This window comes from Pseudomonas ekonensis (assembly GCF_019145435.1).
Taxonomy (GTDB): domain Bacteria; phylum Pseudomonadota; class Gammaproteobacteria; order Pseudomonadales; family Pseudomonadaceae; genus Aquipseudomonas; species Aquipseudomonas ekonensis.
The window spans coordinates 2,587,218-2,608,255 of the sequence record NZ_JAHSTS010000001.1 but is presented as its reverse complement, the minus strand read 5'-3'; the positions used below and the strand labels follow the sequence as shown (position 1 = coordinate 2,608,255).

At 64.3% G+C, this 21,038-nt stretch carries 17 protein-coding genes; 5 read left to right on the top strand and 12 right to left on the bottom strand.

Translation table 11 applies throughout. The annotated features are described in order from the left end of the window. Positions 1-52: 52 nt before the first annotated feature. The 5 genes from KVG96_RS11485 to KVG96_RS11465 form a co-directional block, all read right to left on the bottom strand. The gene (locus tag KVG96_RS11485) at positions 53-1,030 is read right to left on the bottom strand and encodes a 2-hydroxyacid dehydrogenase (RefSeq protein ID WP_217892171.1); all 978 of its coding nucleotides are present in this window, start codon (positions 1,028-1,030) and stop codon (positions 53-55) included. 21 nt (positions 1,031-1,051) lie between these two features. Further along, complete coding sequence (locus KVG96_RS11480; protein ID WP_217892170.1) at positions 1,052-2,350, bottom strand: MFS transporter; 1,299 nt, start codon at positions 2,348-2,350, stop codon at positions 1,052-1,054. Positions 2,351-2,446: 96 nt separating this feature from the next. Then, positions 2,447-3,436, bottom strand: coding sequence for a sugar kinase (locus tag KVG96_RS11475; protein WP_217892169.1), 990 nt, complete (start codon positions 3,434-3,436; stop codon positions 2,447-2,449). Then, the gene (locus KVG96_RS11470; RefSeq protein ID WP_217892168.1) at positions 3,429-4,211 is read right to left on the bottom strand and encodes an apurinic/apyrimidinic endonuclease family protein; all 783 of its coding nucleotides are present in this window, start codon (positions 4,209-4,211) and stop codon (positions 3,429-3,431) included. Before KVG96_RS11470 ends, KVG96_RS11475 begins: the two co-directional genes overlap by 8 nt. A gap of 254 nt (positions 4,212-4,465) precedes the next feature. Then, the gene (locus KVG96_RS11465; protein ID WP_367617481.1) at positions 4,466-5,494 is read right to left on the bottom strand and encodes a LacI family DNA-binding transcriptional regulator; all 1,029 of its coding nucleotides are present in this window, start codon (positions 5,492-5,494) and stop codon (positions 4,466-4,468) included. Positions 5,495-5,720: 226 nt separating this feature from the next. Here KVG96_RS11465 and KVG96_RS11460 point away from each other — a divergent pair, with 226 nt between their 5' ends. The 3 genes from KVG96_RS11460 to KVG96_RS11450 all read left to right on the top strand — a co-directional run bounded on the left by KVG96_RS11460 (position 5,721) and on the right by KVG96_RS11450 (position 11,051). Further along, complete coding sequence (locus KVG96_RS11460; protein WP_217892167.1) at positions 5,721-6,518, top strand: hypothetical protein; 798 nt, start codon at positions 5,721-5,723, stop codon at positions 6,516-6,518. 88 nt (positions 6,519-6,606) lie between these two features. Continuing rightward, on the top strand, positions 6,607-8,586 hold the full coding sequence (locus tag KVG96_RS11455; RefSeq protein WP_217892166.1) for a hypothetical protein: 1,980 nt from the start codon (positions 6,607-6,609) through the stop codon (positions 8,584-8,586). A gap of 221 nt (positions 8,587-8,807) precedes the next feature. Further along, positions 8,808-11,051, top strand: coding sequence for an autotransporter outer membrane beta-barrel domain-containing protein (locus tag KVG96_RS11450; protein WP_217892165.1), 2,244 nt, complete (start codon positions 8,808-8,810; stop codon positions 11,049-11,051). Between the two features lie 66 nt (positions 11,052-11,117). Here KVG96_RS11450 and KVG96_RS11445 read toward each other — a convergent pair whose 3' ends face one another. The 4 genes from KVG96_RS11445 to KVG96_RS11430 all read right to left on the bottom strand — a co-directional run bounded on the left by KVG96_RS11445 (position 11,118) and on the right by KVG96_RS11430 (position 16,766). Then, a complete protein-coding gene (locus KVG96_RS11445) occupies positions 11,118-11,621 on the bottom strand; it encodes a hypothetical protein (protein ID WP_217892164.1) in 504 nt (167 codons plus the stop codon). 147 nt (positions 11,622-11,768) lie between these two features. Continuing rightward, a complete protein-coding gene (locus tag KVG96_RS11440; RefSeq protein ID WP_217892163.1) occupies positions 11,769-12,410 on the bottom strand; it encodes a DUF1345 domain-containing protein in 642 nt (213 codons plus the stop codon). 87 nt (positions 12,411-12,497) lie between these two features. Further along, the gene (locus tag KVG96_RS11435; protein WP_217892162.1) at positions 12,498-15,593 is read right to left on the bottom strand and encodes a multidrug efflux RND transporter permease subunit; all 3,096 of its coding nucleotides are present in this window, start codon (positions 15,591-15,593) and stop codon (positions 12,498-12,500) included. Between the two features lie 15 nt (positions 15,594-15,608). After that, entirely contained in the window at positions 15,609-16,766 is a 1,158-nt protein-coding gene (locus tag KVG96_RS11430; RefSeq protein WP_217892161.1) for an efflux RND transporter periplasmic adaptor subunit, read from the bottom strand. A 291-nt stretch (positions 16,767-17,057) separates the two neighbouring features. Here KVG96_RS11430 and KVG96_RS11425 point away from each other — a divergent pair, with 291 nt between their 5' ends. Then, entirely contained in the window at positions 17,058-17,759 is a 702-nt protein-coding gene (locus tag KVG96_RS11425) for a response regulator (RefSeq protein ID WP_085583841.1), read from the top strand. Between the two features lie 4 nt (positions 17,760-17,763). Further along, positions 17,764-19,065 (top strand): ATP-binding protein, encoded by a 1,302-nt coding sequence (locus tag KVG96_RS11420; RefSeq protein WP_217892160.1) that lies wholly within the window; start codon positions 17,764-17,766, stop codon positions 19,063-19,065. A gap of 44 nt (positions 19,066-19,109) precedes the next feature. Here KVG96_RS11420 and pncA read toward each other — a convergent pair whose 3' ends face one another. The 3 genes from pncA to KVG96_RS11405 are packed head-to-tail and all read right to left on the bottom strand — an operon-like array spanning position 19,110 to position 21,002. After that, complete coding sequence (gene pncA, locus KVG96_RS11415; RefSeq protein WP_217892159.1) at positions 19,110-19,736, bottom strand: bifunctional nicotinamidase/pyrazinamidase; 627 nt, start codon at positions 19,734-19,736, stop codon at positions 19,110-19,112. 52 nt (positions 19,737-19,788) lie between these two features. Next, on the bottom strand, positions 19,789-20,547 hold the full coding sequence (locus KVG96_RS11410; RefSeq protein ID WP_217892158.1) for an anti-sigma factor family protein: 759 nt from the start codon (positions 20,545-20,547) through the stop codon (positions 19,789-19,791). Beyond that, positions 20,544-21,002: a sigma-70 family RNA polymerase sigma factor gene (locus KVG96_RS11405; protein ID WP_264082379.1), complete on the bottom strand. Its 459-nt coding sequence runs from the start codon at positions 21,000-21,002 to the stop codon at positions 20,544-20,546. Before KVG96_RS11405 ends, KVG96_RS11410 begins: the two co-directional genes overlap by 4 nt. Positions 21,003-21,038: the final 36 nt, after the last annotated feature.

Genomic DNA, 21,038 nt, shown 5'->3' with positions numbered 1-21,038 from the left:
AGACGCCGCAGGGCCGGATCCCACAGTCTCCGAGTGACAGTCACTGAAGCGCTCAAGCCTGCCAGACCGATGGATTCACCAGGTTCGCAGGCTTCTCCCCGTGCAGCGCCGCCAGCAGGTTGTCCACCGCGCACCGGGCCATGGCTTCGCGGGTTTCGTGGGTGGCCGAGCCCATGTGCGGCGTCGCCACCACGTTGCTCAATTGCATCAGCGGCGAATCGTGGCTCAGCGGCTCACGCTCGAACACGTCCAGCCCCGCCGCGCGGATGCGCTTGTGGCGCAGGGCGTCGATCAGCGCCGCTTCGTCCACCACCTTGCCTCGGGCGATGTTGATGAAGATGCTCTCGGGGCGCATCTGCGCGAACTGTTCGGCGCCGATCAGGCCTTCGGTCTGCGCGGTGAGCGGCAGGGTCAGGCAGATGAAGTCGGCTTCTCGCAACAGCGCCTCAAGGCTGCGGTACTGCGCGTCGAAGCGCTGCTCCACCGCCGGCTTGCGCGACTGGCTGTGGTAGAGCACCGGCATGCCGAAGCCGAAATGCCCACGTTGGGCCAGCGCCTCGCCGATCCGGCCCATGCCGATGATGCCCAGGGTCTTGCCGTGCACATCGGTGCCGAAATGCGCAGGCCCGAGGCTGCGGTGCCAATGGCCGCCGCGCACCATGTTCGCCAGTTCCACCACACGCCGGGCCGCGGCCAGGATCAGGGCGAAACCGGTGTCGGCGGTGGTTTCGGTGAGCACGTCCGGGGTGTTGGTCAACAGGATCCGGCGGCGGGTCAGGTAGTCGATGTCGTAGTTGTCGACGCCCACCGACACGCTCGACACCGCCTCCAGGCGCGGCGCCAGGTCGAGCAGCGCCGCGTCCAGTCTCAGGCTCGCGCCGAGCAGGCCGTGGGCGCCCGGCAGGGCGTCGCGCAGCTTCATCAGGCCATCGGCGTCGAGGGCGTCGATCAGCGTCACGTCCACGTGTTCATGCAGCCGGGCCATCAGCGGCGGCGACAGTTTCTTGTACAGCACAACCTGCTTTTTCATCGCATTCATCTCTCTTTCGAATCAGGAGTGGGCCGGCAGCGGACGTCGTGCCGCAGGCCTGGGTGTCACCCGGTCGCTGGCGCCGGGATTGAGGAACACCGTCAGCAGCACCGACAGCAGCAGCGCGCCGCTCATCAACAGGTACGACGCGCCGGGGGAACCGGTGGAGCCGTTGAGGTAGCCGACCAGGTACGAGCCGCCGAACGAGCCGAGGGCGCCCATGCTGTTGATCAGCGCCATGGCGCCGCCGGCGACGTTGGCCGGCAGGATCTCCGGCACGATGGCGAAGAACGGCCCGTAAGGCGCGTACATGCAGGCCCCGGCGATCACCAGCAGGGTGTAGGACCACCAGAAATGCTCGGCGCCCAGGGCGTAGGAGCCGTAGAACGCCACCGAGGCGACCAGCAGCGGCGGCCAGACGAAACGCTTGCGCTTTTGCAGCCTGTCCGAGCCCCACGACACCAGCAACATGCCCACCACCGCCGCCAGGTACGGCAGCGCCGACAGCCAGCCGGCCTCGACCATGTCCATCTGCGCGCCGGCCTTGAGGATCGACGGCAGCCACAGCACGAACCCGTAGACACCGATGCTCCAGCAGAAGAACTGCAACGCCAGAATGATCACCTTCGGCGAGCGGAAGGCTTCGGCGTAGTTCTTCACCGCCTTGATGCCGACCTGCTCGGCGGCCAGGGCGCTTTCCAGGTCGCGTTTCTCGCCGTCGCTCAGCCAGTCGGCCTGGGCCGGGCGGTCATCCGCCAGCCGCCACCAGATGAACGCCCAGAGCACCGCAGGCAGGCCTTCGATGATGAACATCCAGCGCCAGCTGAAATGCTGCACCAGATACCCCGACACCACCGACATCCACAGCATCGTCACCGGGTTGCCGAGGATCAGGAAGGTGTTGGCCCGGGAGCGTTCGGCGCGGGTGAACCAGTGGCAGAGGTAGACCAGCATCGCCGGCATCACCGCCGCCTCGACCACGCCCAGCATGAAGCGGATCACGATCAGCCAGTAGGCGTTGGAGACCACCCCGGTGAGGGTGGCGAGGCCGCCCCAGAGGATCAGGCTGACGAAGATGAGTTTCTTCACGCTGTGCTTCTGCGCGTAGATCGCGCCCGGCACCTGGAAGAAGAAATAGCCGAGGAAGAACAGCGCGCCGAGCAGGGACGACAGGCCCGGCGTGATCATCAGGTCGGCGGCCATGCCGGAGGCGGCGGCGAAGCCGTAGTTGGCGCGGTCCAGGTACGCCAGGCTGTAGGTGATGAATACGATGGGCATGATGTACCACCAGCGGCGGGCGGCGAGGGTTGCGGTTTTCATGGGGCTTGCTCCTGAGCTTGTTGTTTTTGTCGCAGCAGGTTCAATTTCTAGGGTGTCTGTACTGGCCTCATCGCCAGCAGGCTGGCTCCTACAGGGCTATGGGGTGGTCGCCGTTCCCCTGTAGGAGCCAGCCTGCTGGCGATTGGCGGCCTCAAATTCACAAGTGAGTTCGGATCGGTCCGGCAGCCCCTCCATGTCTCCACGGCTTTGCACCGCACGGCTGCCGATCCAGTTGGCGCGCCTGACCGCCTCGGCAAAACTCTGGTGCTCCAGCAGGGCACTGATCATCCCGACGGCGAACCCGTCGCCGGCGCCGACCGTATCCACCACCGTCGCCACCGGCACCCCGGCCACAAAGCCTTGATCCAGTTGCGTTCGGTAATAGGCGCCTTGGGGCCCGAGCTTGATCGCCACCGCTTCGGCGCCCCGGTCGAGGTAGAACGCGGCGATGTCCGCCGGATCGTCGAACCCGGTGAGCAGACGGCCTTCGGCCAGGCCCGGCAGCACCCAATGGGCGAGGGCGGCGAGGCGGTTGATCTCGGTGATCATCTCCCGTTCGCTGGCCCACAGGCTCGGGCGCAGGTTGGGGTCGAACGACACGCTGCGCCCGGCCTGGCGCATGCGCGTCATCAGTTCATGGGACATGGCCCGGGCCGAGGCCGACAGCGCCGCAGGAATGCCGGTGGCGTGCAGGTGCCGGGCGTTGAGCAGCTCTGCCGTGATCGCCTCGGGCGACAGGTGGCTGGCCGCCGAACCCCGACGAAAGTACTCGACCTGCGGGTCGCTGCCGTCGTCGCTGCGCGACTTGAGCTGGAAACCGGTGGGGTGCGCCGGGTCCACCGCCACATGGCTGCAGTCCAGGCCTTCGCGCGCAAGGGATTCGACGACGAAACGGCCCAGGGAATCGGCGCCGACCCGGCTCAGCCACGCCACGCTGAACCCCAGTCGGGACAGGCCGATGGCGACGTTGCTGTCGGCCCCGGCGATGCGTTTGTGGAACTGGCCCACCGACGCCAGGTCGCCGCTGTGCTCGGCGACGAACATGGCCATGGTTTCGCCGAACGAAAGGATGTCGATCTCAGACATGGGCAGGCTCCAGGCAGGATTGGCCGAGGCGGGCGAGGGCGGCGACGTGGTCGCGGGTGAGCTGCACCAGGTCGTCGCCTTGCAGCGGGTATTCGGCGGCGCGCATGACGCCTTGATCCATGTGCCGCAGCAGTTGTTCCCAGTGATGCAGGTCGTTGGCGACGGGCGGCACGGCGACGAGCTTGCCGTCGGCGCGGCGGGCCACCGCCTTGCAGTGCACGTAGCCGACGTGCCGGCCCAACAGGCGTGCGGCCTGGGCGGCGGATTCGCCTTGCCACTGCCAGTTGCCGATGTCGAAGGTCATGCGGATCGGCAACCCGTGCTGCTCGACGGCGCTGAAGAAACGCTGGAACGGCTCGATGCGCCCGCCGTGCGGGGTCTGATCGTTCTCCACCAGCAGCCGCACCGGGCTTTGGCTCAAGCGGTGGGCCAGCGCGCTGAAGTCGTGGCGGTCGGCGAAGTGGCCCAACGAGACTTTCAACCAGCGGGCGCCGAACGCCTCGGCGTTCTGCAGGGCGGTTTCCAGTTGCGGGTTCGGTAAGGCCTGACCGGCGAGCCACAGCTCGGTCGGTGAGGAATAGAGGCTTTGCAGCCGTGCCGCGGCGGTGGCCTGTGCCAGTTGCGCGGGCACCTCACCGGTGAGCAGTTCCTCACGCCATTCGATGCGGCTGGCGCCGGCGGCGGCCAGCACATCGACGAAAAAGCCTTGGCCCCGCTGGCGCACCAGGTCGGCGCCGTAGCTGGACAGGCTGATGGAAACGGCAGGTTCATTCATTGTTGTTGTCCTCTGAAACCGGTTTCATTTTTTGTTCAAAAAAAGGGTTGTGGGGGCTTAGGGAGCTCTGCGCGGGCCCGTCGAATCGTCGCCTGTGAGAGCAACTGTCCTGGCTATGCGCTGCGGCGCCTGATCCATCGCTCTCGCTGACAAGCCAGCTCCCACAGGTATCCTGATGCCCGCAGAATCCAGGCAAACCGCAAACCTGTGGGAGCGGCGGTGCGACAACTCGACTTGTCCGCGATGAGGCCCGATCAGTCATCGCAAACCCCACAGGTAGACCCCCGCTCGATCAACACCGGCGCAAAATCCACCACCCGCGCCGCCTCGTCATCCCCACGCAACCGCTTGAGCAGGCATTCGAACGCCTGGGCGCCGATGTCCGCCGTCGGCTGGGCAAGGGCCGTGATGCCGCTGCCCACCAGCGGATACCAGTCCAGGTCATCCAGCGCGATCAGCCCGGCGTCCTCGAACAGCCGGCTGCCGATCTCGCGCAAGGCGCGGGTGCAGGCCAGCGCCGCCACGCCGTTGGCGCAGAACAGCGCCTTGGGCCCGGCACCGGGTCGGCTCAGAAAGGCTTGCAGATCGGCGGCGAGCGTTGCGCCGGTTTCCAGCACCGCGCCGCTCAGGCCGCTGCGCTGGGCGATCTGCTTCTGGAAGCTGGCGACCCGTTCGATCCGCGAGCTGGTGCCGTCAAAGGGTTCGGTCACCAGCAGCAGATCCCGGTAACCCCGCTGCTCAAGATGATCGAGCGCCAGCTGCACGGCGCGGGCGTTGTCCAGCCCGACCATGTCGCTGTCCAGTCCATCCACTTTGCGGTCCACCAGCACCAGCGGCATCTCGCGCTTGAGCTCATGCAGTTCGTCCCGGTGATGGCCGAGGGTGTTCACGATCAGGCCTTCGATGTTGTACGAGCGCAGCAGCGCCAGGTGCTGGCGTTCTTGCTCGTCGTCGCGGTCGGTGTTGCACACCACCAGGCTGTAGCCGTGACGGCGGCAGGCGGTTTCCACCCCGTGCATCACGGCGATCGAATAGGGGTTGCGGATGTCGGCCACCAGCATGCCGATCAGGCGGGTGCGCCCGCGCTTGAGGCCTCGGGCCATCTGGTTGGGGCGGTAACCCAGCTCGGCGATTGCCCGTTCGATGCGCTCGGCGGTGGCCTCGGAGAGCAGGGCGCGGTCGTCGCCGATGAAGCGCGAGACGCTGGCCTTGGACACGCCGGCGTGTTCGGCGACGTCGAGCATGGTCACGCGGCTGCGCTGGGCGGCGGAGAAGTCGTTCACGGTGGTTGGACCTTGTTATTGGCGTTGGGAAACAGCGCACGTCGGACGATGCTGAAACCGGTTTCATGAGACGCCACCCAGAGGAATCCGTCAAGCCTCCGCTCACCGCCAATCCCGCAGAAAGACGACGGACGGTCGCTTTCCCTGTCAGATCTGACAGTAGTCCGATGCTTGGAACAGGCGCCTAATCAATCCAACGATCTTACAGTCTTGCGGGAGAAGGATGATGCCGTCCGAGGAAATCATGATGTATGACCCACCTCGAGTGGTCGGTGTCGCGGATGACGACCCGGATGGGTACATCCCGGAAGAGTTGCTGGCGCAGGGCATTGAGGTGGTCATACCGATCTGGCCCCGCCCTGCCGGCCCTGGGCAGACAGACAAACTCATCGTTGAGATGAAGCGCAATGGGGTTGTGGTGTTCAACCAGCGGACCGAGCATCCGGGGCCGATTGCCGAAACGCAATTCACCATTGCGATCGGGCCTGCGCATCTGGTCGAGGACGGTGTAGTCGAAGTGATGTATACGACGCTCAATCACTTCAACAATCCGGCGCACTCATTGCCACGGAAGTTGACGATCGACCATACGCTTGTTCCCAAGGATTTGACTGAGCCGAACTTTCCGGCTGCGAACAGAAATGGTTACCTGAACTGTTCAAGCGAGCCGCCTATATGGGAAGGCGTTGAAGTGAAAGTTCCAGCGCTTCCGGCATTTGTTCGGGTGGGAGACCTGTGTTCGGTTGAGTGGACGGGATACCTGACGCTTAACGGAAGCGGCGCTCCCATCGCACAAACATATAAGAAAATCGATAAGACGATTATGAATGCGCAAGAAATCGCACAGGGTTTTTCGGTTTTGGTTGAACCCTATCGTCCTCATATAGAACCGATGCAAAAACTTGCATCGGCGCTGGCGAACTACACGCTCTACCGGGGAGGGAGGCGAATGGGCGTTTCGCTTAAAGGGTTGGTGAAGATCGATAGGGCCATTCCAGGTGAAGAACAACTGTGTGGTCCTTGAAGGTTCTGTTGGATGTGTGGGTAGTCAATGCAGTTGCGCAGGTTTCTTGGGTGAGATCCGCGCGGTCAAACAATATGGAGAGTGGCTCATGAACGCAAAAATCGGCAGTCTCAGTTTGAATCAACCCGTATCGTTACAAGGGGGAACCATCCTGTTGGATCCCGCAACCATTCCTGCGCAGACGTTGCCGGGAGGTGATCTGCGCATTCCGGTCGCTGCATTGGGCAGTGATCTGGAGTACCGGATCCCAAGGCCGGTCTCCGAGCATGCGAGGGATACATTGAGCGTGTTTTTGCGGGTAGCCGGTAACCCTACACAGATTCCGATCGAGACTCGTAGAGCGCTGGGGCCGTTGGCGGATCGTGTTTGGCCGTTGCCTTTGACCATCCCGGTTGCGCAGCTCAAAGAGTTGACGACACCGGAGGCTCCCACCGCGTATGAGTTGGTGTATGTGATGTTCGCCGCCAACGTCAACCCCAGCCCTGAAACCGTCGCGAACTACAGTATCGACAAGACACCGCCCTACAAGGTCAAGAACCCGGCCTCCGACTTCTCTCCGGCCGCTGCCGCTTTTCCTGCGGACCTGCCGCCCACAAAGGAGATCGACGAAGAATATCTCGTGGCGAATCCGGGGGGCATCGTCATTACATTGCCCCGAGCCGCAAACTATGAAAGTACGGACACGGTCGATGTCTATTGGGGCGACCCGGCGGATCCTGCTTATGCCACCCCTGTCCTGAGCGGAGTTGTGATCCCGGCCAGTCAGCAAATCACAATCCCCATTTCGGTTTTCGAGAACTCCAAGGAAGGCCTCAATACGCTGACGTTCATCACGAAGGATTTGCCCGGCAACATCAGCCGCCGGTCGAAAGTCAATCAGCGCACGGTGAGACGCTTGAAACCGCCTGTGGCAGAGCCTCCGGTTGTGCCTTTGGCGGACGGAACCGGTGGCGACACGTTGATCGACATCGCGGATTGCAACGCAGGGGTCACGGTGGAGGTGCCGGTGCCTCAACCCAGTTCTCCCAACGATTTGATCGTCGTCTCCTGGCAGGGCGAAGAACTTGAAGACCAAAGGGTTGAGACGAAAACCACCCTGATCTTTACGGTGGATTACGCGATCATCAAAACCGCCTACGGCGCCACTGATGGCCCGGTGCCGACCACTGTGAGCTACGTCATGCTGCGCGGCTCGGGTAACAAAATCGCCGAGGAAAAAGTCGACATCCAGGTAGACATCTCCTATCCCGGCCCGGTGAACCCGGATGAGCCGGATCCGGTCAACCCGGCGCTGGAGCTGCCTCGGCTCGTTTCGTCGCAAGGGGTGGACAACACCCTTGACGACAACGACTACGGTCAGGACGCCAAAGTCTTTATCCGGCTGTACGACGCACCACCGACAGAAGCGGGCCTGAGCATTACGGTCTGGTATGACGACAATGAGCTGGCACCGGCTTACTTCCTGTCGCCAGGAGAAGAGGGCACCGAAATTGAAGCGGTTACGGTGCCGTGGGAGGTGATTGCCAAGAAACCGATGGGGACGGTCAAGCTGAAATGGGTGTTGTCAGCGGTTGGCGGCAATAATTCCGTTTGGTCAAGAGAGCAAGACGTCGATGTCAATATCTCCAAGATCGAGTTGCCCAAGCCGTTGGTGCAGGCACTTGAAAATGATGCGATTGCCTGTCCGACCTTGAACTTTGTCCCGCCGGGAGATGGAACTAATCGTCGCAACCTGAAAGTTGTCATTCCACCCAGCACTTCGATGGTGGCCGGAAGAACAGTCACGCTGAAGTGGGCAGGGTATACGGATGAAGCCGCTACTGTTCCTATCGATGGTACTGAGGTTGAAAAAGATATAGTCATTCCCGATCCGGTTCCTGCTGAAGGTCTTGCGCTGGATATCGGAGACTATGAAACCCACTTCAAACCGGTGTCGGATGGGTTCGGGAAGTTGACTTATACCATTACAGGCGTCGTTCAGGAGTCTGATCCCGCGATTCATTTCGTATTCCTGCAGGACAACAACGATGACTACTGTGAAGTGGCAAACCCAATTCCAACACCTTGACGGGTGATGCGTGGCAGCGGCGGACACGAGTGATCTTCATGTCCGCCTCTGTTGTTTTGGTTTTTCGCTCCAATGTCATGCTGAGGACTTTTCCCTCATATATAGAGACTATTCCTACATAAAACTGCGTAATTACTCGATAGCCTTGCGAACTTTTTGGCCAGGCAGTGGATTCCAACACCTGCCGTGCTGTCACTCACTCTTCCAAGCAGGTGTCCAGTATGCATCTCAACTTCTTGTCGCTTTCTCTTCCTGCGCTGAAGGGGCGGGCGCTGAGCCTCCCGGCGCTGATGTTTTCTTCCTTCACGCTGGCTGCACCGATTGTGGGCGGCAGTGTGACGCTCAACAATGGCGATCCTGTCGACAGCTGGTTCTTGAGTCAGAACGCAACCTTGACCGTCAATGGCGCCGAGACGCTGGGCATCAACGCGGACAGCTCGACGGTCAATGTCAACGCCGGCGGACGCACCGGGGCGATTTCGGCGAGCAACGGCTCGGTGGTCAATGTGAGCGGCGCCCACGTGACCGGCACCAGCGGGCAGACGGCCCTGGAGTTGGTGTCCAGTCAGGGGCGTATCGACAACAGCACGGTCAGCGGCGATTTCTTCGGTGTGTCCGCTGTTCGGTTCTCCACCACCCAGAACGGTTCCACCCTGACCATCTCCGGCAACAGCACCATCACAGGTGTGGATGCCGGAGCGTTCGCCTCTTCCCACAGCGTCATCGACCTGACTGATTCGTCCCTTGAAGGGACAGGCACCACCGGGTATGGCCTGTGGCTGCAGAGTGCCGAAGCCACGGCCAGAAACAGCACGATCACCGGCGCCAAGGACGGTGTTTTCATTGAACTGGATCAAACCGGCGTGGCACCCGCCGCATTGAACCTGGACAACACCACCGTGCAGGGCAAGAACGGTTCGGCGATCGTGGTGGACTTTGACAATTTCCAGCAGTCGACGGCAACCGTGACGCTCAACAACTCACGGTTGCTGGCCAGCAACGGCACCTTGCTTGAAGTCAAGGGCGGTGCGGACGTGTCGATGGTCGTCAACGCCAGCACCTTGAACGGCAACATCGTTACGCAAACCGGCAGCAACACCGATCTGACCTTGCAGAACGGTTCCGTGCTGACCGGCCGGCTCGACAATGTGGCCAGTGCGACGATCAACGACACGTCCCAGTGGGTGCTGGTGGGCGACAGCCAGGTCGGCAAGCTTGCGCTCAATGGCGGTGCCGTGAAGTTCGGTGCGGACAATGCCTTTTATCAATTGAACGTGAGCGAGCTGTCCGGTAACGGTCGTTTCATCATGGGCACCGACCTGGCCACCGGACAGACCGACCTGTTGAACGTCACCGGCAGCGCCACCGGCTCCCACGAATTGCTGATCGCCAGCAGCGGCACCGAGCCTGCGGCCGGGCAACCGGTGACCGTCGTCAAGACCGCCGGTGGGGACGCGCAGTTTTCCTTGGTTGGAGGAGTGGTGGATCAAGGCGCCTATTCCTACGCGCTGGCCAAGAGCGGCAATGACTGGATTCTTGATCCGTCGACACGGGTCGTGAGTCCGGGCACGCGTTCGGTGCTGGCACTGTTCAATACGCCATTGCCGACGTGGTACGGCGAGCTGACGTCGCTGCGCACCCGCATGGGTGAGTTGCGCATGAACCCGGGCCGGTCCGGTGCTTGGGGACGCACCTACGGCAACAAGTTCCAGATCGCGGACGGTTCGGGCACCGGTTACGATCAGACCCAGCGCGGGTTCACGCTGGGTGCCGACGCGGCGTTGGGGGAAGGGCAATGGCTGGTGGGGGTCATGGGGGGGCACAGCGCGTCCGACCTCGATCTGGACGCCGGCACGTCCGGTGAGGTCGACAGTTACTACCTGGGCGCCTATGCCACCTGGCTCGATCCGGTCGACGGCTACTACGCCGATGCGGTGCTGAAGGTGAACCGGTTTCGCAACGAGGCCAAGGTCGGCCTGAGCGATGGTGGCCGGGCCAAGGGCGACTACGACAATACCGGAGTCGGTGGTTCGATCGAGGTCGGGCGGCACATCAAGCTGGATGGGGGCTATTTCGTCGAGCCGTACACCCAATGGTCGGCGGTGACGGTTCAAGGCAAGGATTTCTCGCTGGACAACAACTTGCAGGCCGATGGCGGCCAGGCCCGATCGCTGCTGGGTGAGGTCGGGGTCACCGCCGGTCGCAACTTCAAGGTTCAGGACGATATCGAGCTGCAACCTTACGTGCGTGTCGCCGGGGCCTATGAGTTCGAGAAGAACAATGAGGTGACGGTCAACGACAATGTGTTCAAGAACAACCTGTCCGGATCGCGCGTAAAGCTGGGGGCGGGCATCGCGGCGTCGATGACCGACAAACTGCAGATCCATGCGGACTATGAATACAGCGACGGGAAAAATTTCAGGCAGCCGGGCGGACTGACCCTGGGGTTGCGCTACGCGTTTTGAGGGTGAAGCGGGGTTGAACAAAAAGGAGGCTTAGGCCTCCTTTTTGTTGTCTGCACAGTCAACTGTTCAGCAATGTGCCCGAGGTGAGGGGCGACGTGGAATGCGGCGGTTCCGGACGTTGGGGAAGGCTTCGAAATCGACCTTGATGTTCACGGTTCTGGGGGTGTCTTCATCCCGGTTTTCAAGAGCCGCGCTGATTTCTCCGGAAAACGTTGAAGACTCCGTGTCATAGGCAACCCTGGCGATCCCCTGGTACTGGGTATAGACCACCGGCTTAGCGGGAATCGAGCTGTCGATGAACAGCACGCGAACCGTGTAGGCGTCTGCATACAGCCCGTAGTTGCCATCGGGCCAACCTTTGGAGAAAGAGATCTTCAATTCTTTGGTTGTGTAGTCCGGTCCTGGCTTTCGCTGCGTCGCCAGCATCACATAGGCCTCGCCATGAGGTGGCGGATAGGAGGCTTCCGACAGCTCCACCAGCCCGGCCCGGAATTCTTCGGTGCCGTCGATGGTGCCTTGGCAGGATCCCAGCAACATAGGTTGAGTGACTACTTTTGCGAATGCGTTCATCGGTACAAACTCCATTGTCATGAAAAGTAATATCTCGCCCTGCAAACAGTTGGCGGGATTGCCCTATGACACGCTTCGCCAGTCGGCTTGTAAACTGTCAGAGTTGACAGGTGAGCCCAGTTGGATCCTGCTGATGTTCGGTGCTCGTCATCCGAACAACCCCGCCGCAATATTGATCGAGAACCCCAGGATCGCCGTATTGAACACAAACCCGATCAACGACTGCGCCAGCACGATCTTGCGCAGCTCGCGGGTGGCGACGCCCACGTCAGAGGTCTGCACCGCGACGCCGATGGTGAACGAGAAGTACAGGAAGTCCCAGTAGTTGGGCGTGGTCAGGCCTTCGGCGAAGCGCAGGGCCGGTTCCTTGCCGTCCCAGGTGTAATAGAGGCGGGCGTAGTGCACGCTGAAGATCACCCCGATCAGCAGCCATGAGCCGATCACCGTCAGCGCGGTGAAGCCGTAGTGCAGCAGCTTGCGGGTGGTTTCCAGGTCCTTGCTGCCCACCAGTTCGAAGGTGATGGTGGCGAGGCTGGCCAGGGCGGCGATGCTCACCATCAGCAGCACCAGCCCGGCGTTCTCGTCTTCCATTTCCGCGATGCGTTTGACGTCCGGGGCCTTGGCCCGGGCGGTCAGCCAGAGCATCAGCGCCAGATAGGTCCAGACGCCGGCGTTCCAGCCGATCAGGATTTTGCTGACGAGGGAAGCGTTGGGTGTGAGCAGGCCGACGGCGATGCCGAACAGCGCGGCGGCGGAGAGGCGAGGGTGGGTGCGGGCGAGAAAGCGCATGGGGGCTCGTGGGGTCAGGGTTTGCTGACACCTTAGCTCATGTGGGGGCGCGATGGCGTCCGCGAGGACGCCCGCTCCCCCGATCGATCAGTGGCGGCCGGATCTGCGCACCAGCTTCATCACCACCACAAAGAACATCGGCACGAAGATGACCGCCAACGTCGCCGTGATCATCCCGCCGATCACCCCGGTGCCGATGGCCTGCTGGCTCGCCGAGCTTGCGCCGGTGGCGATGGCCAGCGGCACCACGCCGAGGATGAACGCCAGCGACGTCATCACGATCGGTCGCAGACGCATGCGGGCGGCCTGCAGGGTGGCGTCGAGCAGGTCGTGGCCGTCGTCGTACAGGCTCTTGGCGAACTCGATGATCAGGATCGCGTTCTTCGCCGACAGGCCGATGATGGTGATCAGCCCGACCTTGAAGAACACGTCGTTGGGCATCCCGCGCAGGGTCACCGCCAGCACCGCACCGAGCACGCCCAGCGGCACCACCAGCAGCACCGAAGTCGGGATCGACCAACTCTCGTACAGCGCCGCCAGACACAGGAACACGATCAGCAGCGACAGCCCGAGCAGGATCGGCGCCTGGCTGCCGGACAGCCGTTCCTGCAGCGACAGCCCCGTCCATTCCTGGCCCAGGCCATTGGGCCCCTGGGCCACCAGCCGCTCGATCTCGGCCATGGCTTCGCCGGTGGTGTGGCCGGGCGACGGTTCGCCGGAAATGGCGATGGCCGGGTAGCCGTTGTAGCGGGTCAGCTGGGTCGGGCCTTGCGTCCACTTGGCCTGGACGAACGCCGACAGCGGCACCATTTTCCCGGCGTCGTTGCGCACGTGCATTTTCAGCAGGTCGTCCACCTGGCTGCGGCGGTCGCCTTCGGCCTGCACCACCACCCGCTGCATGCGGCCCTGGTTGGGGAAGTCGTTGACGTAGGTCGAACCGACCGCGCTGGCCAGCACGTTGCTGATGTCGGCGAACGACACGCCCTGCGCGTTGGCCTGCCGGCGGTCGACCTCCAGCTGCACCTGCGGCGCTTCGGCCAGCGCGCTCTCGCGCACGTTCATCAGCACCGGGCTCTTCTCGGCGGCGTCGAGCAGTTCGGTGCGCGCCGCCATCAGTGCGGCGTGGCCGAGGCCGCCGCGGTCCTGCAGGCGGAACTCGAAGCCGCTGGAGGTGCCGAGGCCGTCCACCGGCGGCGGCAGCACGGCGAAGGCCACGGCGTCCTTGACCTGGCTCAGCGCGGCGTTGGCGCGGTCGGCGATGGACGCGGCCGAGTCGTCGCTGCCGCGTTCGGACCAGTCCTTGAGCGTGGAGAAGGCCAATGCGGCGTTCTGCCCGCTGCCGGAGAAGCTGAAGCCCAGGATCACCACGCTGTCGCTGATGCCCGGCTCGCCGGCGTTGTGCGCCTCAAGCTGTTCGGCCACCTGCACCGTGCGGTTCTGGGTCGCGCCCGGCGGCAGTTGGATGTCGGTGATGGTGTAGCCCTGGTCTTCCGTGGGCAGGAACGAGGAGGGCAGCCGGGCAAAGCAAACGCCCAGGCCCGCCAGCAGCACGACGTAGATCAGCAGGTAGCGCCCGCTGCGCTTGAGCGCATACCCCACCCAGCCCTGATAGCGCGCCGTCAGCCGTTCGAAGCGGCGGTTGAACCAGCCGAAGAACCCGGCCTTCTCATGGTGTTCGCCCTGGGCGATCGGCTTGAGCAGGGTGGCGCACAACGCGGGCGTCAGGGTCAGGGCCAGAAACGCTGAGAACAGGATCGAGGTGGCCATCGACAGCGAGAACTGGCGGTAGATCACGCCCACCGAGCCGTGCATGAACGCCATCGGAATGAACACCGCCACCAGCACCAGGGTGATGCCGATGATCGCACCGGTGATTTGCCCCATCGCCTTGCGGGTGGCGTCCTTGGGCGACAGGCCTTCGGCGGCCATGATCCGCTCGACGTTCTCCACCACCACGATGGCGTCGTCCACCAGAATGCCGATGGCCAGCACCATGCCGAACATGGTCAGCACGTTGATCGAGTACCCCAGCGCCAGCATCGTGGCGAAGGTGCCCATCAGGGCGACCGGCACCACCAGGGTCGGGATCAGCGTGTAGCGTACGTTCTGCAGGAACAGGAACATCACCGCGAACACCAGCAACATCGCTTCGCCGAGGGTGTAGACCACTTTGGTGATCGAGACCTTCACGAACGGCGAGGTGTCGTAGGGGATCTTGTACGCAACGCCCGCCGGGAAGTAGCGCGACAGCTCGTCCATCTTCGCCCGGATCAGGGTGGCGGTGTTGAGGGCGTTGGCCCCCGGCGACAGCTGCACGCCCACGGCGGTGGACGGCTTGCCGTTCAAGCGGGTGCCGAACTGGTATTCCTGGCTGCCGACCTCGACCCGCGCCACATCGCCGATGCGCACGGTGGAGCCGTCGGGGTTGGCCTTGAGCACGATGTCGGCGAACTCTTCCGGCGTCGACAACTGGCCTTTGACCAACACCGTGGCGGTGATCTCCTGGGCCTTCGGCGCGGGCAGGTCGCCGATGCTGCCGGCGGACACCTGCGCGTTCTGCGCGGCGATGGCGGCGTTGACGTCGGCCGGGGTCAGGTTGAAGCCGATCAGCTTCTGCGGATCGATCCAGATCCGCATCGCCCGCTCGGCACCGTACAGCTGGGCCTTGCCGACGCCGTCGATGCGTTTGATCTCGTTCATCACGTTGCGCGCCAGGTAATCGCTGAGCGCCACGTCGTCGAGCTTGCCGTCGCTGGAGGTGAGGGTGATCAGCAGCAGGAAACCGGCGGAGACTTTCTCCACCTGCAAGCCTTGCTGGTTGACCGCTTGCGGCAGGCGCGACTCCACGGCCTTGAGGCGGTTCTGCACATCGACCTGCGCCAGTTCCGGGTTGGTGCCCGGCTGGAAAGTCGCCTTGATCGTGGCGCTGCCGAGGCTGCTTTGCGATTCGAAATACAGCAGGTGATCGGCGCCGTTGAGCTCTTCCTCGATCAGGCTGACCACGCTCTCGTCGACGGTCTGCGCCGAGGCGCCGGGGTACACGGCGTAGATTTCGATCTGCGGCGGCGCGACGTCCGGGTACTGGGCCACCGGCAACTGCGGAATCGACAGCGCGCCGGCCAACAGGATGAACAGGGCGACCACCCAGGCGAACACCGGGCGGTCGATAAAGAACTGCGGCATAAAAAAGTGTCCTGCTTACTGCCCGGAGGTCTGGGCGAGTGGAAGAGGGGTGTCGTCGATCTGCACGGTTTCGCCGGGACGGGCGTGCTGCAAGCCTTCGACGATGATGCGGTCGCCCGGCTTGAGGCCGCCGGTGACGATCCAGCGGTCGTTCTGCACTGCGCCCAGTTGCACCGGCTGCTGGGCAACGCGCAGGTGGTCGTCGAGGGTCAGCACCTGGGCGATGCCGGCGCTGTCGCGCTGCACGGCCCGCTGCGGCACGGTGAGGCCCTCGCGGATGACCGCTTGCTCCAGGCGCACGCGCACGAAACTGCCGGGCAACAGGTCCAGGTCCGGGTTGGGGAACTCGCTGCGCAGGATGATCTGACCGGTGCCCGGATCGACGGTGATGTCGGCGAACAGCAGCTTGCCCGGCAACGGGTAGAGGCTGCCGTCGTCCTGGATCAGCGTGGCCTTGACCTGATCCTGGCCGACCTGCTGCAACTGGCCGGAGCGGAAGGCGCGGCGCAATTCGTTGAGCTCGCGGGTCGACTGGGTGACGTCGGCGTGGATCGGGTCGAGCTGCTGGATCAGCGCCAGCGGCGTGCTTTCGTTCTGGCCGACCAGTGCGCCTTCGGTCACCAGCGCCCGGCCGACGCGTCCGGAGATCGGCGCGGTGACGGTGGCGTAGCCCAGATTCAGCTTCGCCCGTTCGACGGCCGCCTTGTTGGCGGCGACGTCGGCGGCGGTCTGCCGCGCGTTGGCCCGGGCGTTGTCGTAGTCCTGGGCGCTGATGGCCTTGTCGCCGATCAACTGGGCGTAGCGCTGCTCTTGCAGCGTGGCCTGGAACGCATTGGCCTCGGCCTTGCGCAGCGCGGCTTCGGCGCTGTCCAGGTCAGCCTTGAACGGGGCGGGGTCGATGCGGAACAGCACGTCGCCCTTTTTCACGTCGCTGCCTTCGCGGAAGGTGCGCTGCAGCACCACGCCGGCCACCCGCGCCCGCACCTCGGCGATGCGCGGCGCGGCGATGCGTCCGCTCAGCTCGCTGCTGAGCGACAGGGGATGGGCCTTGAGGGTCTCGATCCGCACCGTCGCCGGCGGCGCCTGCTCTTCGCTGTCCGAGGACGCACCACAGGCGCCGAGCGCCAGCGCCGTTGCGATCAGGCCGAGCCCGGCCAGCAGTTTCTTCGACATGTACCACCCCCAATGTTGATGGGCGAATCCTACGGGCAGCGACCGCCGGCAGCGGTGAAGCTTTGTAGGCGCTGTGTGAAATTGTGTAAGGGTTTTAGTCAGGGACGGGTGAGGGCGTATATCCTTTATGCCTTGAAATTTATTGCGACAAACAGGCCGCCTTCGCGGGCAAGCCCGCTCCCACAGTGATTGGTTGTGGACACAGACTTTGTGATCGACCCAGGCCACTGTGGGAGCGGGCTTGCCCGCGAAGAGGCCCTGCCGGTCGCCACAGCACTTTCTGGATCATCAATGCCCAACATCCTCCTGGTCGAAGACGACACCGCCCTCGCCGAACTGATTGCCAGCTACCTGGAGCGCAACGGTTATTCCGTCAGCGTGATCGGCCGCGGCGACCATGTGCGCGAGCGGGCGCGGCTCAGCCCGCCGGACCTGGTGATCCTCGACCTGATGCTGCCGGGCCTCGACGGCCTGCAGGTGTGCCGCCTGCTGCGCGCCGACTCGGCGACGCTGCCGATCCTGATGCTCACGGCCCGCGACGACAGCCACGATCAGGTGCTGGGCCTGGAGATGGGCGCCGACGACTACGTCACCAAGCCTTGCGAGCCCCGGGTGCTGCTGGCCCGGGTGCGCACCTTGCTGCGCCGCAGCAGCCTGGGCGAACCGCTGACGGTCAACGACCGGATCGTCATGGGCAACCTGTGCATCGACCTGTCGGAGCGCACCGTGACCTGGCGCGGGCAGGCGGTGGAGCTGTCCAGCGGCGAATACAACCTGCTGGTGGTGCTGGCCCGCCACGCCGGCGAAGTGCTGAGCCGCGACCAGATCCTGCAACGCCTGCGCGGCATCGAGTTCAACGGCACCGACCGTTCGGTGGACGTGGCCATCTCCAAGCTGCGGCGCAAGTTCGACGACCATGCCGGCGAGGCGCGCAAGATCAAGACGGTGTGGGGCAAGGGCTACCTGTTCAGCCGTTCCGAGTGGGAATGCTGAGCCGATGTTCAGAATCCTGTTCCGCCTCTATCTGGTGACGATCGTCTCGTTCAGCGCCGCGACCTACCTGATGCCGGACCTGGTGGTGATGGCCTTCCGGGACCGCTTCATCACCTACAACCTGGAATTCTCGCGGGGCTTGCAGTCGCTGATCACCAAACAGTTCCGCGCCGCGCCGCCGGAGCGCTGGCCAGAAGTGGCGGCTTCGATGGACAAGGATTTCCAGCCGCTGCACATCGTGCTGGCGCGCATCGACGACGCCGACTTCACCGCGCCTGAGCGCGAGCGCCTGCTCAAGGGCGAAAACGTGGTGCGCATCGGCGATTGGGGCTGGCGCACCCTGGCGGTGACGCCGCTCAACGACGAGATGGCGGTGCGGATGGTGGTGCCGCCGGATCCGATGGACGTCAACCTGCTGTACTGGAGCATCAACGTGCTGATCGGCGCGACGATGCTGGCGTGCCTGCTGCTGTGGCTGCGCCCGCACTGGCGCGACCTGGAGCGTCTCAAGCGCACGGCCGAACGGTTCGGCAAGGGCCATTTGAGCGAGCGCACGCAGATCGCCCAAAGCTCGAACATCGGCAGCCTGGCCCATGTGTTCGACACCATGGCCAGCGATATCGAGAGCCTGCTCAACCAGCAGCGCGACCTGCTCAACGCGGTCTCCCACGAATTGCGCACGCCGCTGACCCGCCTGGACTTCGGCCTGGCGCTGGCGCTGTCCGACGACTTGCCGGCGGCCAGCCGCGAGCGTCTGCAAGGGCTGGTCGCGCACATCCGCGAGCTGGACGACCTGGTGCTGGAATTGCTGTCCTACAGCCGCCTGCAGAATCCGGCGAAGCTGCCGGAGCAGGTCGAGGTGTCGCTGGACGAGTTCATCGACAGCATCCTGGGCAGCGTCGATGACGAGCAGGAGTCCTCGGAGGTCGTCATCGACGTGCTGCTGCACGGTCAGCTTGAGCGCTTCACGCTGGATCCGCGCCTGACCGCCAGGGCCCTGCAGAACCTGCTGCGCAATGCCATGCGCTACTGCGAGAAGCGCATCCAGGTCGGCGTGCAGGTGTGCCCCAAGGGCTGCGAGATCTGGGTGGACGACGACGGCATCGGTATTCCGGACGACGAGCGCGAGCGGATCTTCGAGCCGTTCTACCGGCTCGACCGCAGCCGCGACCGGGCCACCGGCGGTTTTGGCCTGGGGCTGGCGATCAGCCGCCGGGCCCTGGAAGCCCAGGGCGGCACGCTGACCGTGGAGAGTTCTCCGCTGGGCGGGGCGCGGTTCCGGCTGTGCCTGCCGACCCCGGTCTGATTCTGCGGCGAGGGAGCAAGCTCCCTCGCCACGAGGGGCTGCGGCTAGAGAAGGTCGTTGGACTGGATCAGGCCGACGCCCGCCACCTGCATCCGTTCGACCGCTGCGGCCAGCGAGCCGTTGTGGTCGATGGCCCGGCAGGCGTCCATCACCACGAAGGCATTGAAGCCGGCCGCCCGCGCATCCAGCGCGGTGAACATCACGCAGAAGTCCAGGGCCAGCCCGACCACGTAAACGGTGTCGATGCCGCGCTCCTTCAGGTAACCGGCCAGGCCCGTGACGGTGGCCCGGTCCGCCTCCAGAAACGCCGAATAGCTGTCGATGTCGGGATTGCAGCCCTTGCGGATGATCAATTGCGTGTGGGGCAGATCCAGCCCCGGGTGAAACTCGGCCCCCGGCGAGCCCTGCACGCAATGGTCCGGCCAGAGGGTCTGCTCACCGTACGGCAGGTGGACCACATCGTAAGGGCCGTGGCCGGGGTGGCTTGAGGCAAACGACGCGTGGCCGGCCGGATGCCAGTCCTGGGCGGCGATGACTTGCTTGAAGCGGGCGCCGAGGCGGTTGACCAACGGGACGATCAGGTCGCCTTCGGGCACCGGCAACCGGCCGCCGGGAATGAAGTCGTTCTGGACGTCGATGACCAGCAATGCGGAGCGTGGTGAAATCGGCATAAACAGTGTTCCTCCCTGGATAATCACTTACCCAGCATAGCGACCGGCCCGCTCAGGCGCCGAGCCGTTCTTTAAACATTTTCGCCAGCGCCTCCAGGTCGGCGGGCGGATTGTGGCCGATCAGCATCCACGCGTGCTCGCGTTCCGTCCAGTACACCACGTTCATCGTGTGCCGCCGCTCGTGGGCCAGGGGCCGGCTGCCGCTGTTGGCGCGGATGACGCACAGCGCCAGCGGGCCGTGGGCGGCGTCCAGCCAGGTCAGCTGGGCGATGGGCATGCCGTCGTACTCCAGCAGTTGCGCGCGCTTGAGCTCGGCGCCGGGCAGTTTCAGCTGCGCGACGGTCAGGTTCAGGCCCAGCCGCGCATCGACGGTGCGCAACTGGGCGCGCTGAGAGGCTTCGTCGGTGGGCAGGTGCTCGAGGGTCTGCGGCACGTACAGCGCCATGTAGTCGCCGACCATCGCCCGCCAGTTGTGCGGCTGCCGCGCCTGCCAGCCGAGGAACAGGCGGTCGGCCGCCACGCCGCCCAGCGCCAGGGCGGCTGCGGCGGCACCGATGAACCAGCGCCGGCTGATGCCGGGGCGGGCCGGGGAGGGCGCGGCGTCCAGCCTGGCTTGCAACCGTTCCAGCGGCGCCTGGCGGGCCAGTTCGTCGTAGGCGTCCCGGAACGGCAGGTTGCTGCGGGCCAGCCACTGCACGCGCAGGCTCAGCAGCGGGTCGTCGGTGATGGCGGTGTCCAGCAGGTCGCGTTGCTCGCGGTCGATCTCGTCGTCCAGGTACGCCACCAGTCGCTCGTCCGAAGGCGTATTCATTGCCGGTCTCCTGCGGGGGTGTTCGGCACCGCTTGCAGCGGCGGGTATTCGGCCAGTTTCAGGCGCGCGGTGGCCAGGCGGCTCATGACCGTGCCGATGGGCACCTGCAGGATCTCGGCGACTTCGCGGTAGGACAGCCCTTCGACATAGGCCAGGTAGACGGTCACCCGCTGGGTTTCCGGCAGGGCATCGACCCGGCGGATCACCTGCGCGGCCATCACGTGGGTCTGGGCGGCGTATTCGCCGTCGAACGCCAACTGGCCGTCGGCGTCCGAGGTGCCCTGGCCCTGGCGCACCCGGCGGGCGCGCACTTCATTGAGCCAGATCGAATGCAGGATGCTCAGCAGCCAGCGGTCCATGCGCGTGCCGGCCACGTATTGGCCGGCACGCTCCAGGGCGCGCACGCAGGTGGCCTGCACCAGATCCTCGGCCACGTGGCGGTTGCGCGACAACAGCAGGCCGTAGCGCCACAGGCGTGCCAGGTGTTGCCC

What these genes read in the sequence shown, in the direction of transcription:
- KVG96_RS11485 (WP_217892171.1), bottom strand. Translation starts at nt 1,030, where the DNA reads ATGAAAAAGCAGGTTGTGCTGTACAAGAAACTGTCGCCGCCGCTGATG.
- KVG96_RS11435 (WP_217892162.1), bottom strand. Translation starts at nt 15,593, where the DNA reads ATGCCGCAGTTCTTTATCGACCGCCCGGTGTTCGCCTGGGTGGTCGCC.
- KVG96_RS11420 (WP_217892160.1), top strand. Translation starts at nt 17,764, where the DNA reads ATGTTCAGAATCCTGTTCCGCCTCTATCTGGTGACGATCGTCTCGTTC.
- KVG96_RS11445 (WP_217892164.1), bottom strand. Translation starts at nt 11,621, where the DNA reads ATGAACGCATTCGCAAAAGTAGTCACTCAACCTATGTTGCTGGGATCC.
- KVG96_RS11440 (WP_217892163.1), bottom strand. Translation starts at nt 12,410, where the DNA reads ATGCGCTTTCTCGCCCGCACCCACCCTCGCCTCTCCGCCGCCGCGCTG.
- KVG96_RS11450 (WP_217892165.1), top strand. Translation starts at nt 8,808, where the DNA reads ATGCATCTCAACTTCTTGTCGCTTTCTCTTCCTGCGCTGAAGGGGCGG.
- KVG96_RS11475 (WP_217892169.1), bottom strand. Translation starts at nt 3,436, where the DNA reads ATGTCTGAGATCGACATCCTTTCGTTCGGCGAAACCATGGCCATGTTC.
- KVG96_RS11425 (WP_085583841.1), top strand. Translation starts at nt 17,058, where the DNA reads ATGCCCAACATCCTCCTGGTCGAAGACGACACCGCCCTCGCCGAACTG.
- pncA (WP_217892159.1), bottom strand. Translation starts at nt 19,736, where the DNA reads ATGCCGATTTCACCACGCTCCGCATTGCTGGTCATCGACGTCCAGAAC.
- KVG96_RS11410 (WP_217892158.1), bottom strand. Translation starts at nt 20,547, where the DNA reads ATGAATACGCCTTCGGACGAGCGACTGGTGGCGTACCTGGACGACGAG.
- KVG96_RS11480 (WP_217892170.1), bottom strand. Translation starts at nt 2,350, where the DNA reads ATGAAAACCGCAACCCTCGCCGCCCGCCGCTGGTGGTACATCATGCCC.
- KVG96_RS11455 (WP_217892166.1), top strand. Translation starts at nt 6,607, where the DNA reads ATGAACGCAAAAATCGGCAGTCTCAGTTTGAATCAACCCGTATCGTTA.
- KVG96_RS11470 (WP_217892168.1), bottom strand. Translation starts at nt 4,211, where the DNA reads ATGAATGAACCTGCCGTTTCCATCAGCCTGTCCAGCTACGGCGCCGAC.
- KVG96_RS11460 (WP_217892167.1), top strand. Translation starts at nt 5,721, where the DNA reads ATGCCGTCCGAGGAAATCATGATGTATGACCCACCTCGAGTGGTCGGT.
- KVG96_RS11430 (WP_217892161.1), bottom strand. Translation starts at nt 16,766, where the DNA reads ATGTCGAAGAAACTGCTGGCCGGGCTCGGCCTGATCGCAACGGCGCTG.